This is a genomic window from Pseudomonas sp. Q1-7 (assembly GCF_028010285.1).
Classification (GTDB): Bacteria; Pseudomonadota; Gammaproteobacteria; order Pseudomonadales; family Pseudomonadaceae; genus Metapseudomonas.
Map to the genome: position 1 here is coordinate 5,172,779 of NZ_CP116304.1, position 17,801 is coordinate 5,190,579.

A 17,801-nucleotide genomic window follows, 5' to 3' on the forward strand; every position below is an offset into this window, starting at 1 on the left:
CGACTTCCCTCTCGCGTCAGCGTCACGTCTTTGTCATAGTCCCCGCGTTTGATTCGGCACGCCCGTCCACGTCTTACGGATAAGAACAACATGAAGCGCTTCGCCCGATTCTGTCTCGCTCCGCTGTTCCTCATCGCCGTCGTTCTGCTGGCCCTGGCCCTGACCAGCCGCCCGGCGGAACGGCCCAAGGTGCTCGCCGGTTTCGGCGACCAGCCCCTGGTGATTGCGCATCGCGGCGGTCGCGGCCTCTGGCCGGAAAACACCCTGTTCGCCTTCGAGCGCTCCGCCGCCCTCAAGGTGGACATGCTGGAAATGGACCTGCGCCCCACCCGCGACGGCCAACTGGTGGTGCTGCACGACGCGCGGGTGGACCGCACCACCAATGGCGACGGCGAGGTCGCCGGGCTGACCCTGGCCGAAGTGCAGGCCCTGGACGCCGGCTATCGCTGGAGCGCCGACGGCGGCGAGAGCTTTCCCTATCGCGGCCAGGGCATCCGCATCCCGACCTTCGCCGAGGTGCTGGAGCGTCTCCCCGACTACCCCAAGGTGGTGGAGATCAAGGTGCCGGACGTCGGCATGGAAGAACAACTCTGCGCCCTGCTGGACGAGCACGATCAGCGCGAGCGGGTGCTGGTGGGCAGCTTCTACGAACGCAGCCTGAACCGCTTCCGCGAAGTCTGCCCGGGGGTCGCCACCTCGGCCGGTCCCACCTCGGTACGCCTTCTGGTGGCGCTGAACTGGATCGGCCTGGGCAGCCTGGTCAGCCCGTCCTACCAGGCCCTGCAGATTCCCGAGCGCAGCGGCGGCCTGCAGGTGGCCAGCGATAGCCTGATGCAGACCGCGCTACGGCGCGGCCTGGCGGTGCAGATGTGGACCATCAACGAGCAACCGGCCATGCGCCACCTGCTGGAGATGGGCGCCAATGGCCTGATTACCGACTACCCGGACCGCGCCCTGCAGTTGCTCGGACGCTCCACGCGCATCACTTCGCTGAACGATCAATAGCGAAACCGGCCCAGGTCTGGCTCACCGGCATCAGTTCGAGGCTGTTGATGTTGATGTGGGCCGGCTGGTTCATGATCCAGAAGATGGTCTCGGCGATGTCTTCGGGCTGGATCGCCTCGGCGCCGGCATAGGTGGCGTCGTACTTGGCCTGGTCGCCGCCGAAGCGCACCAGGGAGAACTCGCTCTCGCACAACCCCGGCTCGAGGTTGGTGACGCGCACGCCGGTGCCGACCAGGTCGTTGCGCAGGCTCAGCGAGAACTGGCCGACGAAGGCCTTGCTGGCGCCGTACACATGGCTGCCCGGATAGGGCCAGTTGCCCGCCACCGACCCCAGGTTGACGATGCTCGCACCACGGCCGTGGGCGATCAGGCGCGGCAGCAGCAGGCGGGTGCTGTACATCAGGCCCTTGATGTTGGTGTCGACCATGGTGTCCCAGTCGTCCAGGTCGCACTTGGGCGCCGGATCGGCCCCCAGGGCCAGGCCGGCGTTGTTGATCAGGCCGCGAATCTTCCCGAACTTCTCCGGCAGGCCGGCGATGGCGGCCTCCATGGCTTTGCGGTCGCGCACGTCGAGCTCCAGGGTGTGCACGTCGGTCAGCGCGGAAAGTTCATCCTTGAGCGCCTGCAGGCGCGCGGCGCGGCGGCCGGTCAGCACCAGCGACCAGCCGGCCTGGGCGAAGCGCCGGGCGCAGGCCTCGCCGAATCCCGAGGTGGCGCCGGTGATGAAAACGGTAGAAGTCATGCTGTTCTCCTTGCTCTGGGGCACAGGCCCGTTGCGTCTAGACCGGCATAGGTTACGCGATCCACGGGGCCAAACTCCTGGCGAAAAAAGCACCATCCCCCTGTACCCCCCGCCGCGACTGCTCCACAGCCGTTATTCCCAAGCTTATCCACAGCTTTTCGCACAACGGACGGGGACAACTCCACGGCTATCGCCAGCGGTCGACCGGTTTATGTAACCCACTGTTTTCGTGGGATAAACGTCATTTGATCATTCCTTGACCGGCACTCATCGGCCGGCACACGACGGGGCCTGGCGGCAAGTGCCACCACGTTATCCACAGAGTGTTTCACAGGGATTGTGGGTAGCTGAACGACATACCGCACGCAGAAGGGCTTATGCCAGCACCTGGAGGATGTCCGCCTGTGGATATCCCCCCTTCGGACGGACGGGACCGACGCCATTTCCCATGCGCCTAGACTTCCCAAGCTAACCACAGAGGAGATCGGGCCATGCTCAAAGTCGCCTTGCTGGTACGCCTGGAGGCCAAGCCGGGCAAGGTCGCCGAGGTGGAGGATTTCCTCCGGGACGGCCTGCCGCTGGTGCGGGAAGAACCCGATACCACCGCCTGGTTCGCCCTGCGCATAGGGCCGACGACCTTCGGCATCTTCGACGCCTTCGACAGCGACCTGGGACTGCAGGCGCACCTGTCCGGACAGGTGGCCGCCGCCCTGATGGAGCGCGCCGGCGAGCTGTTCCGCGAACCACCTAGGATCGAACGGGTGGAAGTATTGGCGGCGAAGCTACCCTTTGCCGAGGAAGAAGAAGAGTTCTGAAACACCGCAGAGGCGAGTTCTTTGGATTTTGCGGAGCGGCGACCAATGAAGCCCGCCCAAGGCAATAAGCCCTTCTTGATCCCCTCCAGCAGCATGTGATGCGGATATTCCGAATTCATTCGCGAACCATTCCACCGGACCGGCCTTCGGGTTGCAGGAGGGCACTCTGCGTTCACGGATGGCCAAGGAATGCCAGCGGTCCTGTTGCGTCTAATGGGTAGCCAGCGGTCGGCCGCTGGCCGGGTCGAGCTGCCGGGCCTTGGCCAACTGGCGGATCAGCGCGTCGCTGGGCTTGGGCGGCGGGACGTTGGCCTCGCGCTCTTGCAGCCACTGCAGGGTGCCGTCCCACGGCGGCAGCTTGGCCGGCGGCAGCGGCACGATCTCGTTGATCTCGGGGACCGTGGGATGGGCGTAGGAATAATCGGCAAGGATGCTCCAGATTTTGTTATAGCGCTCAGCGCGTTCAAGGTCTGCCTCGTAGCCTAAGTTATCGGATTTGGGATCACGGAATGCACGCCTCAGGAACCCCGCCGAAGCTTCATCACCCGCAGCCACCCCCAGCTGGAATGCTTCAAGTGCCCCTTGAAGATCTCCCCGGTGGTGCAAGCTGTAACCCAGGTCTGTAGCCGCATCCCCATGGCCCTGCTCGGCCGCGCAGCGGCGCATCTGTCGCCCAATGTCGGCACCGGCCAGGGTGCCGGCCAGCTTGTCGCCCACCAGTGCCTGCGCCTGCGCGCTGCCCTCGTCGGCCGCCTTGCGGTAGTAACGCAGGGCCATCGCCTGATCCTCGCGCAGGCCGGCCGCGCCCCGTTGCAGGAAGAAGCCGACGAAGTAATAACCGGTGGCCACGCCGGCCTCGATCAGTTCCTCGCTCAGGCGCAGGCGCTCGGCGCCGCGCACCTTGAAGTGGCCGCGCATGGCGCCGTTCAGCAGGTTGATCGTGGCCTTGTAGTGGCCGTTCTCGGCAGCGATGCGGTAGAGCCGTTCGATCTCGGCGTCCACGCCCGGGTCCTGCTTGAGCTGGTTGTTCTTCTGCAGCCAGCGGGCGTACTTGAACAGCAGGTCGCTGTCCGCCGAGGCTTCGGGGATGCGTTCATGCTGGCAACTGAAGGCCAGGTCGGCCTTGATCTGGGCGAGCGGGTTCACGGGCGGGTCCTTTTTCAGCTGGAGGCCATGGCCGGCGCAGGCGGTCAGCAGCAGCCCCAGCAGGGCCAGCGCACCCAGCAGCCGCGACCTAGGCTTCACCGAGCATTCTCCATTCGATCGGGGCTTCGCCCACCGTGATCCGGTCGGGCAGCGGCCAGATACGGGGATGGCGTTGCCGAACCACCAGCCGGGGCAGTATTTCGCCCTCGGCGAATCGGCGAATCTCGCCCTCGCGGATGCGGGTGAAGCGCTTGTCGGCCAGCGCCACCGCCTGCCAGTAGCCGGCCTGCGGGCAGGGCTGGCCGCTGTCGCAGACCGGTGCGGGGAAATCGACCGCAATGAAGTTCGGCGACGCCGGCAGCGGGCGACCGCTGGCCGGGTCGAGCTGCCGGGCCTTGGCCAACTGGCGGATCAGCGCGTCGCTGGGTTTGGGCGGCGGGACGTTGGCCTCGCGCTCTTGCAGCCACTGCAGCGTGCCGTCCCACGGCGGCAGCTTGGCCGGCGGCAGAGGGACGATCTCGTTGATCTCGGGGACCGTGGGATGGGCGTAGGAGTAGTTTGCAAGGATGCGCCAGATTTTGTTGTAGCGCTCGGCGCGTTCAAGATCTTCCGGTTGGCCCAGGTAATTCAGCCTGTCCGTTGGGTCCGGCCCACGAAAGCCGTCGTCCAGAAAACCCGCTGACGTTTCATCACCCGCCGCCACCCCCAGTTGAAACGCTTCGAGTGCTTCCTGGTAGTGCCCATCACCTGACAGATCAACGCCCAAATCTGTAGCCGCATCGCCATGGCCCTGCTCGGCCGCACAGCGGCGCATCTGCCGGGCAATATCCGGTGCGATAGCGATGGGCGCCAGTTTGTCGGCCACCAGCGCCTGGGCCTGCGCGCTGCCCTCGTCGGCCGCCTTTCGGTAGTAACGCAGGGCCATCGCCTGATCCTCGCGCAGGCCGGCCGCGCCCCGTTGCAGGAAGATGCCGACGAAGTAGTAGCCGGTGGCCACGCCGGCCTCGATCAGTTCCTCGCTCAGGCGCAGGCGCTCGGCGCCACGCACCTTGAAGTGGCCGCGCATGGCGCCGTTCAGCAGGTTGATCGTGGCCTTGTAGTGGCCGTTCTCGGCGGCGATGCGGTAGAGCCGTTCGATCTCGGCGTCCACGCCCGGGTCCTGCTTGAGCTGGTTGTTCTTCTGCAGCCAGCGGGCGTACTTGAACAGCAGGTCGCTGTCCGCCGCGGCCTCGGGGATGCGTTCATGCTGGCAGCTGAAGGCCAGGTCGGCCTTGATCTGGGAGAGCGGGTTCACGGGCGGGTCCTTTTTCAGGTGGAGGCCATGGCCGGCACAGGCGGCCAGCAGCAAGGTCGAGAGCAGGAGCAGAGGGCGCATCAGTCGAGATCCTTCCAATCGGCTTTGTCGTAGAGGAACTCCACCAGCGGGGTATCGGGCGGCAATCCTTTTGACTGGCGCTCGTTATTTCGTTTGATGATCCTCTTCCAAGCCTTGAACGCCTCAGCCGGATCATCCTGTACCCCCTTGCCAGCGGTATGCAGGTCCCACAGCCGGCGGCGCATGGCCTGGGTCACGCTGTACCACTCGTGGAGGATGTTCAGTTCGCTGTCGGCCATCATGCTGCGGCTGTTGATGTTGGCCGAGCCGTGGGTGGTGAGCACGTCGTTGACGATCATCAACTTGGAGTGGATGTACACCGGCATCCAGTTGCCGGCCGGCGAGTCGGGCGCCACCAGCGAGCAGACGTGCACCTTGAGGCCGGGGATCGTCTCGGGAATCAGGACCTCGTCCTTGATCGCCTGAGTCTTCCGGTCCAGTTCCGCCTGCCATTTGGCCAGTTCCTGGCGCCCGTGCAGGTCGTTGCCGCCATCGGGCCGCGGCTTGGGCGGCATGGCCTGCCTCGCCTCCTTGATCCGCGCGAGCTTGGTGACCTTGGGGATGGTGTCGGCCCGCCCCAGGCTTTCCAGCATCCGCTGGGTGTTGACGGTCCCTTTGCCGATGCCCTCATCGGTGGCATTGGTGACCACGAACAGGTGCAGGGCGCCGTGCTTGCCGGGGTCGCGCCCTTCACGGGTCTGGTCCTTGGCCGCCTGTTTGATCGCCTCGGCCAGGGGCGGCCAGCGGAAGTACTGGTTTTCGATGTAGATGAACTGGGTCGCGTTGTTGACCGCCTTCAGGTAGCCCGCCTGGATGTCGAGCACGGCGTCGGTCTGTTGCGCCTGGGTGCGCAGGAGCTGCGACATCTGCATATTGCCGTGCTCCCGGCGCGGCTTCAGTTGCTCGGCCACCTCCTCGGCCTTGCGCGACGACAGCAGGTCCTCGCCGGTTTCCTTGGTCCAGGCCGTGGCGAAGTTGTGATGCAGGTCCTTGAGAATCATCCCGGTGACCTGGCAGGAGATGTCCTGGCGCGGCAGGGCGCCGCGCGGGCCACGATGCGGCGCGTGGGTTTCGGCCCGGGGATTCTTCGGATCGGGGCGCTTGAGCGCCGAGTGCTGGTCGGTATCCCAGTACTCGTCGAGCAGGTTGTGGCCCATGACGAAGCCGATGGCCTGCTCCGGCAGTTCGTAATCGACCAGCACGCTCTTCTGATGGTGCGTTACCGAGCCGGCCATGACCGCGCGAGCCTGCCAGGCGAGCCCCGGGTCGAGGCGCTTGCGCTTGAGCTGGTAGGCAATCTCTGCGCGCTCGGACAGGCTGAAGCCACGGCTGACGAACAGCGGGCGACCGGCGTCCGCCAGAACGCCCGCCTGGTCATCGGCAACCGCGTGCGCCGTGAACCACTGATGATCGTATGCGTGCTGCTCGTCGGTAGCGGTTTGTCCGGCCCGGTCAGCGATCCCGCCTTTGCCCGGCAGGTTGGCCTCACCGAGATACCCGGTTGCATTCAGGGGCATTTCCCAGCCGAGGATGCGCACCTGGACGCCGGCCTTGGCCTTCGCCTTGAGCAGCTCGCCGATGCAGCGGTCGTCGCTGCCATCCCGGACCAGGTGCATCGACGGCTGGAACCCCCAGCAGATGATGTCGACCGAACGCTGGGCACCGGCAATGGCCTGGTGCACCGCGCGGAAGGTCTCTTCGCCATTGATCAGCGGCTTGTAGGTACACACCCGTGGCGGGTATTCGCTCTCGCACACGAACCAGGGGGGGCACAGGGTCGCTTCCTGGGTATGCCGCAACGCGATGGGGACGACGATTACGGGATGGCGGGCGTTGGCGGGCCTCATGCGGGGTCTCCTTCTTCGCGGCTGGGGCAGGCGTCCTTACCGCGAAAGGCACGCGCATCGAGTGACGCACCGAGGTCGCGGACGCGGAGCTTGTGGCCGCTGCGGTCGAAGTAGGGGTGGAGTGGGTCGAACATGCGGAGGGCTCCTCTGCGTTAACACCGAACGCAGGAGACTGCCGCGTGCTCCCATTTCACCGCTATCGGACCGGTTCGGAATCAACGCTTGAAAAGGCGCCTCTTCGTACAGGGAGACAGGAAGAGGCTGGAAGGGCATTTCCGACGGGTGCCGGAAACCGGCTCGCGCCGGCCAATGAAAAGCCCGGCCCTTTATCGGGGCCGGGCTTTTCTGTGCGTGGGAAGCTGAATACCTGTGTGTGAACGCTTTGGCTTCCGCAGAACGGCTCCCCAAGAAGCCCGCCCAAGACGGCGAAACAGAAATAATCAGCCGAGCGTGCCGGTGGGCCTGTCTCGAAACCCGCTAGCGATACTCGAGGCAGGCATAAGCAACCCGAGCCTCCCTACCCTTCACTGCTGGCCAACACCAATTGCGCCGCGATCAGGTCTTCCAGGGCATAGCCCACCGACTTGAACAGGGTGATCTCGCTGTTGGTCTGGCGATGACCCCGGCCGTGCAGCAGGTCGGCCAGTTCGAGGTGGATGCTGTGCTCGGTGATGGCGCCCTCGGCGATCGCCTGGAGCAGGTCGCCGGCCTCTTCCAGGGCGCCGGCGCGGGTATCGACAACGATGCGCGAACGGGCCACGGCGGCGCTGTCGGTTTCGCGCATCGTCGGCAGGAAGGCCCCCACCAGGTCGAGGTGAGTGCCGGGATGCAGCCAGTCGCCAAGGATCAGCGGCGAGGTGGAGGTGGTGACGCAACTGATGCAGTCGGCCTGCTGGGCGCAAGTCTGCAGGTCGGGGGCCACCTGCACCGGATAGCCTTCGGCGGCGAGGCTGCGCACCAGTTCAGCGGCCTTGTCCGGGTGGCGCCCCCAGATATCCACGCGCGTGTACTGCCGCACCACGCTGTGGGCACGGACCATGTGCGCGGCCAGGGTGCCGGTGCCCACCACCAGCAGGCGGCTGGCGTCGTGACGCACCAGGGCGTGGGCGGCCAGGGCCGAGGTGCAAGCGGTGCGCCGGGCGGTGAGTTCGGAAGCCTCCAGCACCGCCAGGGGGCGGCCGGTGGCATCGTCGAACAGGGTGAACAGGGCGGCGACCGACGGCAGGCCCTTCTCGTCGTTGTGGGGGTACACGGTGACCAGTTTGACCCCGACACCCCGCCCTTTCTGCCAGACCGGCATGCACAGCAGCGAGGCATCCCCCGGCAGGGCGTGGCTGGCGCGCAGCGGCGCCATGGCCGGGTTGGCCAGGCCGTGGCGCAGGGCGTCGATGAGCTGTGGATAAGTCAGCGCGGCGGCGACGTCGGCATTGGTGAAGAAGCGCAAGGTTTGCATGGCGGACTCCTTGTGGGACCGGGGGTGAGTGGCCTTCCCTCCCCCGGCCCCTCTCCCGAAGGGAGAGGGGAGGAACAGCGGTCAGTGGCCGCCGAGGTAGGCGTTGCGGACCTCCTGGTTGCCCAGCAGCTCCTCGCCGGTGCCGCTCATGCGGATTTCCCCGGTGACCATCACGTAGGCGCGGTCGGAAAGCTTGAGCGCATGGTTGGCGTTCTGCTCGACGAGGAAGATGGTCATGCCGGTCTGGGCCAGTTCCCTGAGGGTCTGGAAGATCTGCTTGACCACGATGGGCGCCAGGCCCAACGAAGGTTCGTCGAGGAGCAGCAGCTTGGGCCGGCTCATCAGCGCGCGGGCGATGGCGAGCATCTGCTGCTCGCCGCCGGACATGGTCATCGCGCGCTGGTTGCGTCGCTCCTTGAGGCGCGGGAAGAGCTCGAACATGCGCTGCATGTCCTCGTCCGCGTGATCCATGCCGACGGGGATGGTGCCCATCAGCAGGTTCTCCTCCACGCTCATGTCGGGGAACACCCGGCGCCCTTCCGGGGACTGGGCGACGCCGTTGGAGGCCACATAGTGGGCCGACTTGTGGGTGATGTCGGTGCCCCGGTAGACGATGGCGCCACCCGCCGCGCGGGGCTGGCCGAAGATCGACATCAGCAGGGTCGACTTGCCCGCGCCGTTGGCACCGATCAGGCTCACCGTTTCGCCTTCGTCGATGTGCAGGCTGACCTTGCGCAGGGCCTGGATGGGCCCGTAGAAGACGTCGACGTCCTTGAACTCCAGGAGGGGTGCGCTCATGCCACTTCCTCCTCTTCGGCGCCCAGGTAAGCGGCGATCACCTTGGGATCGTGGCGGATATCGTGGGGGGCGCCCTCGGCTATGACTTCGCCGTGGTCCAGTACCACGATGTGATCGGAAATGCTCATCACCATGCCCATGTCGTGTTCGATCAGCAGTACGGTCTGGTCGTGTTCGTCGCGCAGCTTGCGGATGATCCGGCTGAGCGCTTCGGTCTCCGCCGGGTTGAGGCCGGCGGCGGGTTCGTCGAGGCAGATCAGCTGCGGCCGGGTGCACATGGCGCGGGCGATCTCCAGGCGGCGCTGTTGGCCGTAGGAGAGTTCGCCGGCCAGGCGGTTGGCGGCGTCCACCAGGTCCACCACTTCCAGCCAGTAGAAGGCGTGGTTGAGGGCGTCTTCCTCGGCCTTGCGGAAGCCCGGCGTGTTGAACACGCCCGCCAGCAGGCTGCGGTTGACCCACATGTGCTGGGCCACCAGCAGGTTCTCCACCACCGACATTTCGCGGAACAGGCGGATGTTCTGGAAGGTGCGCGCCAGACCCGCGCGGTTCACCAGGTGGGTGCCGCCGAACATCTTGTAGCGCAGGCGGCTGGCGAGCTGCGACGGGTTGACGAAATCGGTGGGCTGGAAGGGTTCGCCCAGCACCTTGATCACGTCGGTGGTGGCGCCCCGCGTGTTGAGCTGGATACGCCCGCCGGTGGCCTTGTAGAAGCCGGTCAGGCAGTTGAACACGGTGGTCTTGCCGGCACCGTTGGGACCGATCAGCGCGGAGATGGAACCGCGCTTGATCTTCAGGCTGACGTCGTTGAGCGCCTTGATGCCACCGAAGTGCATCATCAGGTGCTCGACGCTGAGGATGTTCGCGTCGCTCATGGCGCTACTCCTTTACGCGGGGTGAAGCCGACGCGGCTGATGCGGATCAGTCCGCGCGGCCGCCAGATCATCATCACCACCATGAGAACGCCGAACAGCAGCACGCGGTAGTCGGCGAAGGTGCGCAGCAGCTCCGGCGCGACCGTGAGGACGAACGCCGCGATCACCACGCCGACGGTGGAGCCCATGCCCCCCAGCACGACGATGGCGAGAATCAGCGCCGATTCGAAGAAGGTGAAGGACGAGGGGTTCACGAAGCCCTGGTAGCTGGCGAAGAACACCCCGGCCAGGCCGGCGGTGGAGGCGCCCAGCATGAAGGCCGAGAGCTTCACCAGCACATGGTTCAGGCCCATGGCGCGACAGGCGATTTCATCCTCGCGCAGCGCTTCCCAGGCGCGCCCGACCGGCATGCGGGTCAGCCGGTTCTTGATGTAGAGCACCAGCAGTACCACCAGGAAGAGCACCACGTAGATGAACAGGAACTTCAGGTTCGGGTTGTAGGCGATGCCGAAGAACTCGTGGAACGGCACCCCGCCATCTTTCGCCCGCCGGCTGAACTCCAGGCCGAGGAAGGTCGGCGACGGCACGGACATGCCGTTCGGGCCGCCGGTGAAGCTCAGCCAGTTGTTCAGCACCAGACGAATGATCTCACCGAAGCCCAGGGTCACGATGGCCAGGTAGTCGCCGTGCATGCGCAGCACCGGGAAGCCCAGCAGCGCGCCGGCCAGGGCGGCCAGCAGGGCAGACAGCGGCAGCACGGTCCAGAAGCCCAGGCCCAGGTGCTCATAGCCCAGCGCCAGGCCGTAGGCGCCGATGGCGTAGAAGGCCACGTAACCGAGGTCGAGCAGGCCGGCGAGGCCGACCACGATGTTCAGGCCCAGGCCCAGCAGCACGTAGATCAGGCCGAGGATGACCACGGTGAGCAGGTACTTGCTGGCGAAGAACGGGAAGATCACCGCAGCCAGGATCAGCAGCGGGATGATCCAGCGCAGCCGGCTCTTGTAGTCGGGCTCGCGCACGTGCACGCCGGAGCTGGCGCTGTCGAAGCGCTGCATCAGCAGTTCGCCGCGCGGGGTCTGCAGGTAGAGGCTGAGGAAGAAGCGGCCGAGCATGACCACGACGATCATGATGCCGACGCGCTTGAACTCCAGGTTGAAGCTGTAGCCGTCGAGCACCACGCCCATGATGGGGCCGAAGACGATGAGGGCGAGCAGGCCGGCGACGACGGCGTCGACCAGGCTCTTCTTGAAGTCCAGGGGTTTCCTGGCAATGGCGGAAGTCATGGTTACACCTTGGCGACGTGCGGACGGCCGAGCAGGCCCTGGGGACGGAAGATCAGGATCAGCACCAGCAGCGAGAAGCTGAACACGTCCTTGTAGTCGGTGTTGACCATCCCGGAGAACTGCGCCTCGGCGATGCCGAGGATGATCCCGCCGAGCATGGCGCCGGGCAGCGAGCCGATGCCGCCGAGCACCGCGGCGGTGAAGGCCTTGATGCCGATGATGAAGCCCGCGTAGAAGTCGAAAGTGCCGTAGTTCATGGTGATCAGCACGCCGGCCAGGGCGGCCATGGCGGCGCCGATGACGAACACGTAGGAGATCACCCGGTCGGTGTTGATGCCGAGGATCGAGGCCATCTTGCGATCCTGCTGGGTGGCCCGGCACATGCGGCCGAGCTTGGTGCGCTGGATGATGTAGGTCAGCGCCGCCATGCCGATGAAGGCCGCGATCAGGATGAACACCTTGGTGTAGGTCAGTTGCACGAAGCCGTCACCCACGTGGAACTTCAACGCGCCGTCGAGCAGGGTCGGCACGCCCTGCTGGCGGGCGCCCTGGCTGAGCTGCACATAGTTCTGCAGGATCAGCGACATGCCGATGGCGGAGATCAGGGGTGCCAGGCGGGTGGAGTTGCGCAGCGGCTTGTAGGCGATGCGTTCGATCACGAAACCGTACACGCCGGTCACCAGGATGGTGAACAGCAGGGTGCCGAGGATCAGCAGCGGGAAGGACTCGAGTCCGAAGAAGGCCAGGATGGCCAGGGTGATCGCGGCGAGGTAGGCGGAGATCATGTACACCTCGCCGTGAGCGAAGTTGATCATGCCGATGATGCCGTAAACCATGGTGTAGCCGATGGCGATCAGACCGTAGACTGCCCCGAGGGTCAGCCCGTTGATCAGTTGTTGCAGGATAATACCGTCCATCACTCAGTCTCGTCTTCTGGGGGTCCGGCCTTGGGTTCGGCCAGCTCCCGCGAGTGGAATCAGACGGGCACCACTGAATTACCAGAACGGGTGGTCGCCACCCGAATCAAGCGGAAAAGGACTTCAGCAGTTTCCCGGAATACACCGACCGGCCAGGCGCGGGTGAGCGCCTGGCCGGTCAGCCGAGCCAACGGTTCGCGAGCCGCGACGGGCGCGCGAGCCGCTTATCACTGCTGGGCGTACTTGCCCTTGTCATCCCACTCGTAGATCACGTAGTCGGAGACTTTCAGGTCGCCCTTGGAGTCCCATTCCTTCTTGCCCATCACGGTCTGTACCGGATGGCTCTTGAGCCATTCGGAGGCCTTGGCCGGATCGTTGGCGCCCGCACCGTTGAAGCCGGCAGCCAGGGCCTGCAGGGTGGCGTAGGCGTACAGGGTGTAGCCTTCCGGCTCGAAGCCGCCAGCGCGGAACTTCTCGATCACGGCCTTGCCGTCCTCGATCTTGCGCGGGTCGGCGCCGAAGGTCATCAGCACGCCCTGGGTGTACTGCGGGCCGCCAGCGGTGGTGACCAGTTCGTCGGTGACGATGCCATCGCCGGAGAGGAACTTGGCGGTCAGACCCTGCTCGCGCATCTGGCGAACCAGCGGTCCGGCCTCCGGGTGCAGGCCGCCGAAGTAGACGACCTCGGCGCCAGCGGCGCGAATCTTGGTGACCAGGGCGTTGAAGTCTTTCTCGCCACGGGTCAGGCCTTCGTACAGGACTTCCTTCACGCCGCGCTTGGCCAGTTGCGCCTTGGTGGCGTCGGCCAGGCCCTGACCATAGGTGTCCTTGTCGTGGATGATGGCGACCTTGGTGGCCTTCAGCACGTCGACGATGTAGTCGCCGGCGACGATGCCCTGCTGGTCGTCACGGCCGCACATGCGGAACATGCCGGACAGGCCGCGTTCGGTCACGGCCGGGTTGGTGGAGCCCGGAGTCATGGCGATGATGCCCGCTTCGTCGTAGACCTCGGAAGCCGGGATGGTGGAGGAGGAGCAGAAGTGCCCGACCACGGCGATGGCCTTGTCCTGGTCCACCAGGCGGTTGGCGACGGATACCGCCTGCTTGGGTTCGCAAGCGTCGTCGGCCTTGACCAGTTTGATCTTCTCGCCGTTGACGCCGCCCGCGGCGTTGATGTCTTCGGCGGCCTGGGTTGCGCCGCGCCAGTATTGTTCACCGAAGGAGGCGTTGGCGCCGGTGTGCGGCCCGGCTACGCCGATGACGACATCTGCCTGTACAACGGAAGAAACGCCCAATGCGGCGGTAACCGCCAGAGCCAGAAAGCCTTTTCTGAAAATCTTCTGCGACATGGAGTTTTGCTCCTGAGGTTTTTAGGGTTAGCGCTCATGTTCAGCAAGTGGCGTGCCATTAATTCTTGTAGTTGCTCCGCGCCCTGAAAGGCTTTTCCCACCTCCTCGAATTCTTATTTTTATTCTTCTAAATCAATAACTTCCGATTCAGCCCCAAAATACTTCGGATGTGCCTGAAAGCCGCGCGGCATCAGCGTGCCAGCACGTGCGGTAACAATAGCCTCGCGGTACTTATTTGCACATCGTTGGTGCGCGATTTTTCCCACACGGCACTGTTACTGGTCTCTCAATCCTGCAAGAAAACGCCTACTGCCTCAAAGCGGTGCAACCATTTTTTTTGCAGGCTAGATCACGACGCGCAAGCACTGGCCTGCGTGGTACAGCGAGAAACCGGCTTCGTAGAGCGAACTGCGCAACCCCACCGCCGCCACCGCGCGCATGGGCTGGAACGGCATCGGCAGCACCGTCTCGTCACCGCTGAGCAGGTACTCGGCGAAGGCCTTGCCCACCACGGTGCCGGTGGTCACCCCGCGACCGTTGTAGCCGGTGAAGGCCAGCAGGCCGGGCGCCGGTTCATAAAGGCGCATCAGGTGATCGGGGGTGAAGTCGATGCAGCCGGTCCAGGTGAATTCCCAGTCCAGCTTGCCGAGGTAGGGGAAGTAATGGCGCTGGATGCGGTCGGCCCAGGCGCGCAGGAACCAGGCCGGCTTGCGCGCGCCATTGCCCAGACTGCCGAGCAGCAGGCGGCCGTCGGCGTCGCGGCGGATGCTGCTGAGCACCTGGCGGGTATCCCAGGAGCCCTGGCCGCCCGGCAGGATGCGCGCAGCGGCCTCGCCCGAGAGCGGCGTGGAGGCCACCTGGTAGTAGTAACCGGGGAAGAAGTGGCGGCGCAGTTCGGTCCACTCGCCTTCGGTGTAGGCGTTGGAGGCGATCACCACCTGCGGTGCGATGGCCGCACCCTGTTCGGTGACCACGCACCAGTCGCTGCCCTGGCGCTCGAGACGCTCGACCCTGGAGTGCTCGAACAACTGGCCGCCGAGGTGTTTCACCGCAGCGGCCAGGCCACGGGTGTAGCCCATGGGGTTGAGGGTGCCGGCGCGGCGGTCGAGCAGCGCGGCGGCGATCCGGTCGGTACCTGTAGCCTCGCGGCAGGCCGCGCCGCTCAGCAGTTCCACCGGTGCGCCACGTCGCTGCCACTGCTCGCAGCGGCTGGCGAGGTCGGCCTGGCCGCGTTCGTTGTGCGCCATGTGCAGGGTGCCTTCGCGGCGCAGCTGGCAATCGATGCCGTAGCGGTCCACCAGGGAGAACACCAGCGAAGGTGCGGCCCCCAGGGTGCGGTTGAGGCGCTCGCCGACGGTGCGGCCGAGGCCCGCCTCGATCTCGTCTGGCGGAATCCACAGGCCGGCGTTGACCAGCCCGACGTTGCGCCCGGAGCCGCCGTGACCGGCGCTGTGGGCGTCCAGCAGACAGACGCGCTTGCCCGCCTCCAACAGGTGCAGCGCAGCGGAAAGGCCGGTGAAGCCGGCGCCGATCACGCACACATCCACCCTGACTTCGCCGCGTAGCACGGGGCTTTCCGGCGGTCGTGGCGTCAGATACTCCCAGAGGCACTCCTGGCGCAGGGTCATCGCATGCAGTCCTTAAGAATCTGTTTACGATTCAGTCGAAGGTGATGCCCTGGGCCAGCGGCAATTCGTGGGAGTAGTTCACCGTGTTGGTCTGGCGGCGCATGTAGGCCTTCCAGGCGTCCGAGCCGGATTCGCGGCCACCGCCGGTTTCCTTCTCGCCCCCGAAGGCACCGCCGATCTCCGCACCGCTCGGGCCGATGTTGACGTTGGCGATGCCGCAATCGCTGCCCACCGCCGACTGGAACAGCTCGGCCTCGCGCACGTCGGTGGTGAACACGCAGGACGACAGGCCCTGGGGGACGGCGTTATTGAGGGCGATGGCATCGTCGAAGTCCTGGTAGCCGATCACATAGAGGATCGGCGCGAAGGTTTCATGACGAACCACGGCACTCTGGCTGGGCATCTCCACGATGGCCGGGGACACGTAGTAGGCGTCGGGGAACTGCCCGGCCAGTTGGCGCTCGCCGCCGAACACCGTGCCGCCCTCGGCACGGGCCTGTTCCAGGGCGCGCTGCATGCCGTCGAAACTCTGCTTGTCGATCAGCGGGCCGACCAAATTGCCTTCCAGCGGATGGCCGATGCGTATTTTGGCGTAGGCCGCCTTCAGGCGCGCGACGATGTCCGCCTTCACCGACTCATGGGCGATCAGCCGGCGCAGGGTGGTGCAGCGCTGGCCGGCGGTGCCGACGGCGCTGAACAGAATGGCGCGCACGGCCAGGTCGAGGTCGGCGCTGGGGGCGAGGATCATCGCGTTGTTGCCGCCCAGCTCCAGCACGCTGCGGGCGAAGCGCGCCGCCACGCGGGGCGCCACTTCGCGGCCCATGCGGGTGCTGCCGGTGGCGCTGACCAGGGCCACGCGCGGGTCGTCCACCAGCGCTTCGCCGGCTTCGCGGGCGCCGATCACCACCTGGCTGAGGTGGGCCGGGGCCTCGCTGAAATTCTTCGCCACGCGCTCGAACAGGGCCTGGCAGGCCAGGGCGGTGAGCGGGGTCTTTTCCGAGGGCTTCCACACCACCGGGTTGCCGCAGACCAGCGCCAGCGCGGTGTTCCACGACCACACGGCGACCGGGAAGTTGAAGGCGCTGATCACCCCCACCACGCCCAGCGGATGCCAGGTCTCACGCATGTGGTGCCCCGGGCGCTCGGAGGCGATGGTCAGGCCGTAGAGCTGGCGCGACAGGCCGACGGCGAAGTCGCAGATGTCGATCATTTCCTGCACTTCACCCAGGCCTTCCTGGGTGATCTTGCCGGCTTCCCAGGACACCAGTTCACCCAGCTCGGCCTTGTATTGGCGCAACGCTTCGCCGTACTGGCGGATCAGTTCGCCGCGACGCGGCGCCGGCACCTTGCGCCAGGCCTGGAAGGCCTCTGCGGCGCGGGCGATCTTGGCTTCGACCTCGGCCGGACCTTCCAGGCGCACGGTGCCGATGCGGCCGCCGTCGATGGGCGAATGAACGGCGTGATCGCCTTGCTGGTAGAGAGACGGATCGACGCCGAGGCGATCGAGCAGTGCGGCAACCATGGAAACTCCTGTTGTGTACCGGTGAATCACGAGCGCTCAGTAATAGCCGCGAAAAGGGCTTGCCAACAAACGACCTTTCCGACACATATCATTCCGTTAATTCATGATCCGGCACGCCCCGAGAATTCCCGATGCTCAAACGCCACATGCCCTCGATTACCGCCCTGCAATGCTTCGAAGCGGTGGCCCGGCACCTCAGTTTCACCCGCGCGTCCGAAGAGCTGAGCCTCACCCAGAGCGCGGTGAGCAAGCAGGTGGCGCAGCTCGAAGAACTGCTCCAGCATCTGTTGTTCCGCCGCGTGCGCCGCCGCCTGCAGCTGACCCCGGCGGGCTCGCTGTACCTCACCGAAGTGCGCAAGATCCTCGCCCAGGTGGAGATGTCCACCCACTACATGCTGTCCTACGGCGGCGACACCGAAGTGTTGCGGGTGGCCACGCCGCCCACCTTCGGCGCACGCTGGCTGATCCCGCGGTTGAAAGGCTGGCGGCTGCGTCATCCGAACGTCCACCTGGACCTGCGCAACGAACTGGAACCCAATGCCCTGGCGCAGGGCCGCTGCGACCTGGCCTTCTACTTCGGCCACGGCGCCCTGCCCGGCGCCGAATGTATCCGCCTGTTCAGCGAGGAAGTGGTGCCGGTCTGCGCCCCTGGCGTGATGCCGGAGCAGCCCTTCAGCGAACCCACCCAGTTGACCGAACTGGTGCTGTTGCAGAACGCCACCCGCCCCGAGGCCTGGCACGAGTGGTTCCAGAGCCAGGACCGGCACACCGAGCACAGCTACCACGGCCCGCGCTTCGATACCTCCTACATGTGCATCCGCGCCGCCCAGGCCGGCTGCGGCGTGGCCCTGCTGCCGCGCTTTTTGGTGGAAGAGGAACTGGCCGAAGGCAAGCTGGTGATCCCCTGGGACCACCCCATGCCGAGCCGCAACGCCTACTACCTGGCCTACCCCGAGCACGCGGCGGAAGTGCCCAAGGTGCGCGATTTCGTGCGCTGGATGCTGGAGCAGATGGATCGGGAATGACCGGGACCGAGCGTGGCCCTCGCA

16 protein-coding genes are annotated in these 17,801 nt (G+C 65.8%); 3 read left to right on the forward strand and 13 right to left on the reverse strand.

Going from position 1 to position 17,801, the window contains the following annotated elements:
* Positions 1-90 precede the first annotated feature (90 nt).
* Entirely contained in the window at positions 91-1,005 is a 915-nt protein-coding gene (locus PJW05_RS23955; protein WP_271409425.1) for a glycerophosphodiester phosphodiesterase, read from the forward strand.
* Here PJW05_RS23955 and PJW05_RS23960 read toward each other — a convergent pair.
* Positions 983-1,747: an SDR family oxidoreductase gene (locus PJW05_RS23960; RefSeq protein WP_271409426.1), complete on the reverse strand. Its 765-nt coding sequence runs from the start codon at positions 1,745-1,747 to the stop codon at positions 983-985. The genes PJW05_RS23955 and PJW05_RS23960 overlap by 23 nt on opposite strands.
* A 491-nt stretch (positions 1,748-2,238) precedes the next feature.
* Here PJW05_RS23960 and PJW05_RS23965 point away from each other — a divergent pair, with 491 nt between their 5' ends.
* The gene (locus tag PJW05_RS23965) at positions 2,239-2,562 is read left to right on the forward strand and encodes a putative quinol monooxygenase (protein WP_271409427.1); all 324 of its coding nucleotides are present in this window, start codon (positions 2,239-2,241) and stop codon (positions 2,560-2,562) included.
* Between the two features lie 210 nt (positions 2,563-2,772).
* On the opposite strand, the gene PJW05_RS23970 is transcribed toward PJW05_RS23965, so the two are convergent.
* From PJW05_RS23970 to amaB, 12 genes are all read right to left on the reverse strand, one after another.
* The gene (locus tag PJW05_RS23970) at positions 2,773-3,807 is read right to left on the reverse strand and encodes an SEL1-like repeat protein (protein ID WP_333908711.1); all 1,035 of its coding nucleotides are present in this window, start codon (positions 3,805-3,807) and stop codon (positions 2,773-2,775) included.
* A complete protein-coding gene (locus PJW05_RS23975; protein ID WP_271409428.1) occupies positions 3,797-5,083 on the reverse strand; it encodes an SEL1-like repeat protein in 1,287 nt (428 codons plus the stop codon). Before PJW05_RS23975 ends, PJW05_RS23970 begins: the two co-directional genes overlap by 11 nt.
* Positions 5,083-6,930: a phospholipase gene (locus PJW05_RS23980; protein ID WP_271409429.1), complete on the reverse strand. Its 1,848-nt coding sequence runs from the start codon at positions 6,928-6,930 to the stop codon at positions 5,083-5,085. Before PJW05_RS23980 ends, PJW05_RS23975 begins: the two co-directional genes overlap by 1 nt.
* The gene (locus tag PJW05_RS23985; protein WP_271409430.1) at positions 6,927-7,064 is read right to left on the reverse strand and encodes a hypothetical protein; all 138 of its coding nucleotides are present in this window, start codon (positions 7,062-7,064) and stop codon (positions 6,927-6,929) included. The genes PJW05_RS23980 and PJW05_RS23985 overlap by 4 nt, the downstream gene beginning before the upstream one ends.
* A 383-nt stretch (positions 7,065-7,447) precedes the next feature.
* Entirely contained in the window at positions 7,448-8,383 is a 936-nt protein-coding gene (locus tag PJW05_RS23990) for an ornithine cyclodeaminase family protein (protein WP_271409431.1), read from the reverse strand.
* Positions 8,384-8,464: 81 nt separating this feature from the next.
* Positions 8,465-9,181, reverse strand: coding sequence for an ABC transporter ATP-binding protein (locus tag PJW05_RS23995; protein WP_271409432.1), 717 nt, complete (start codon positions 9,179-9,181; stop codon positions 8,465-8,467).
* Positions 9,178-10,053 (reverse strand): ABC transporter ATP-binding protein, encoded by an 876-nt coding sequence (locus PJW05_RS24000; protein WP_271409433.1) that lies wholly within the window; start codon positions 10,051-10,053, stop codon positions 9,178-9,180. Before PJW05_RS24000 ends, PJW05_RS23995 begins: the two co-directional genes overlap by 4 nt.
* Complete coding sequence (livM, locus tag PJW05_RS24005; protein WP_271409434.1) at positions 10,050-11,336, reverse strand: high-affinity branched-chain amino acid ABC transporter permease LivM; 1,287 nt, start codon at positions 11,334-11,336, stop codon at positions 10,050-10,052. The genes PJW05_RS24000 and livM overlap by 4 nt, the downstream gene beginning before the upstream one ends.
* A 2-nt stretch (positions 11,337-11,338) precedes the next feature.
* Positions 11,339-12,253 (reverse strand): ABC transporter permease subunit, encoded by a 915-nt coding sequence (locus PJW05_RS24010; RefSeq protein WP_271409435.1) that lies wholly within the window; start codon positions 12,251-12,253, stop codon positions 11,339-11,341.
* Between the two features lie 227 nt (positions 12,254-12,480).
* Complete coding sequence (locus tag PJW05_RS24015) at positions 12,481-13,602, reverse strand: branched-chain amino acid ABC transporter substrate-binding protein (protein ID WP_271409436.1); 1,122 nt, start codon at positions 13,600-13,602, stop codon at positions 12,481-12,483.
* Positions 13,603-13,946: 344 nt separating this feature from the next.
* The gene (gene amaA / locus PJW05_RS24020; RefSeq protein WP_271409437.1) at positions 13,947-15,230 is read right to left on the reverse strand and encodes an L-pipecolate oxidase; all 1,284 of its coding nucleotides are present in this window, start codon (positions 15,228-15,230) and stop codon (positions 13,947-13,949) included.
* Positions 15,231-15,261: 31 nt separating this feature from the next.
* Entirely contained in the window at positions 15,262-16,752 is a 1,491-nt protein-coding gene (gene amaB, locus PJW05_RS24025; protein ID WP_333908712.1) for an L-piperidine-6-carboxylate dehydrogenase, read from the reverse strand.
* Positions 16,753-16,883: 131 nt separating this feature from the next.
* On the opposite strand from amaB, the gene PJW05_RS24030 reads away from it, so the two are divergent.
* Positions 16,884-17,777, forward strand: a complete 894-nt coding sequence (locus PJW05_RS24030; RefSeq protein WP_271409438.1) for a LysR family transcriptional regulator — start codon at positions 16,884-16,886, stop codon at positions 17,775-17,777.
* The last annotated feature ends 24 nt before the right edge of the window (positions 17,778-17,801 follow it).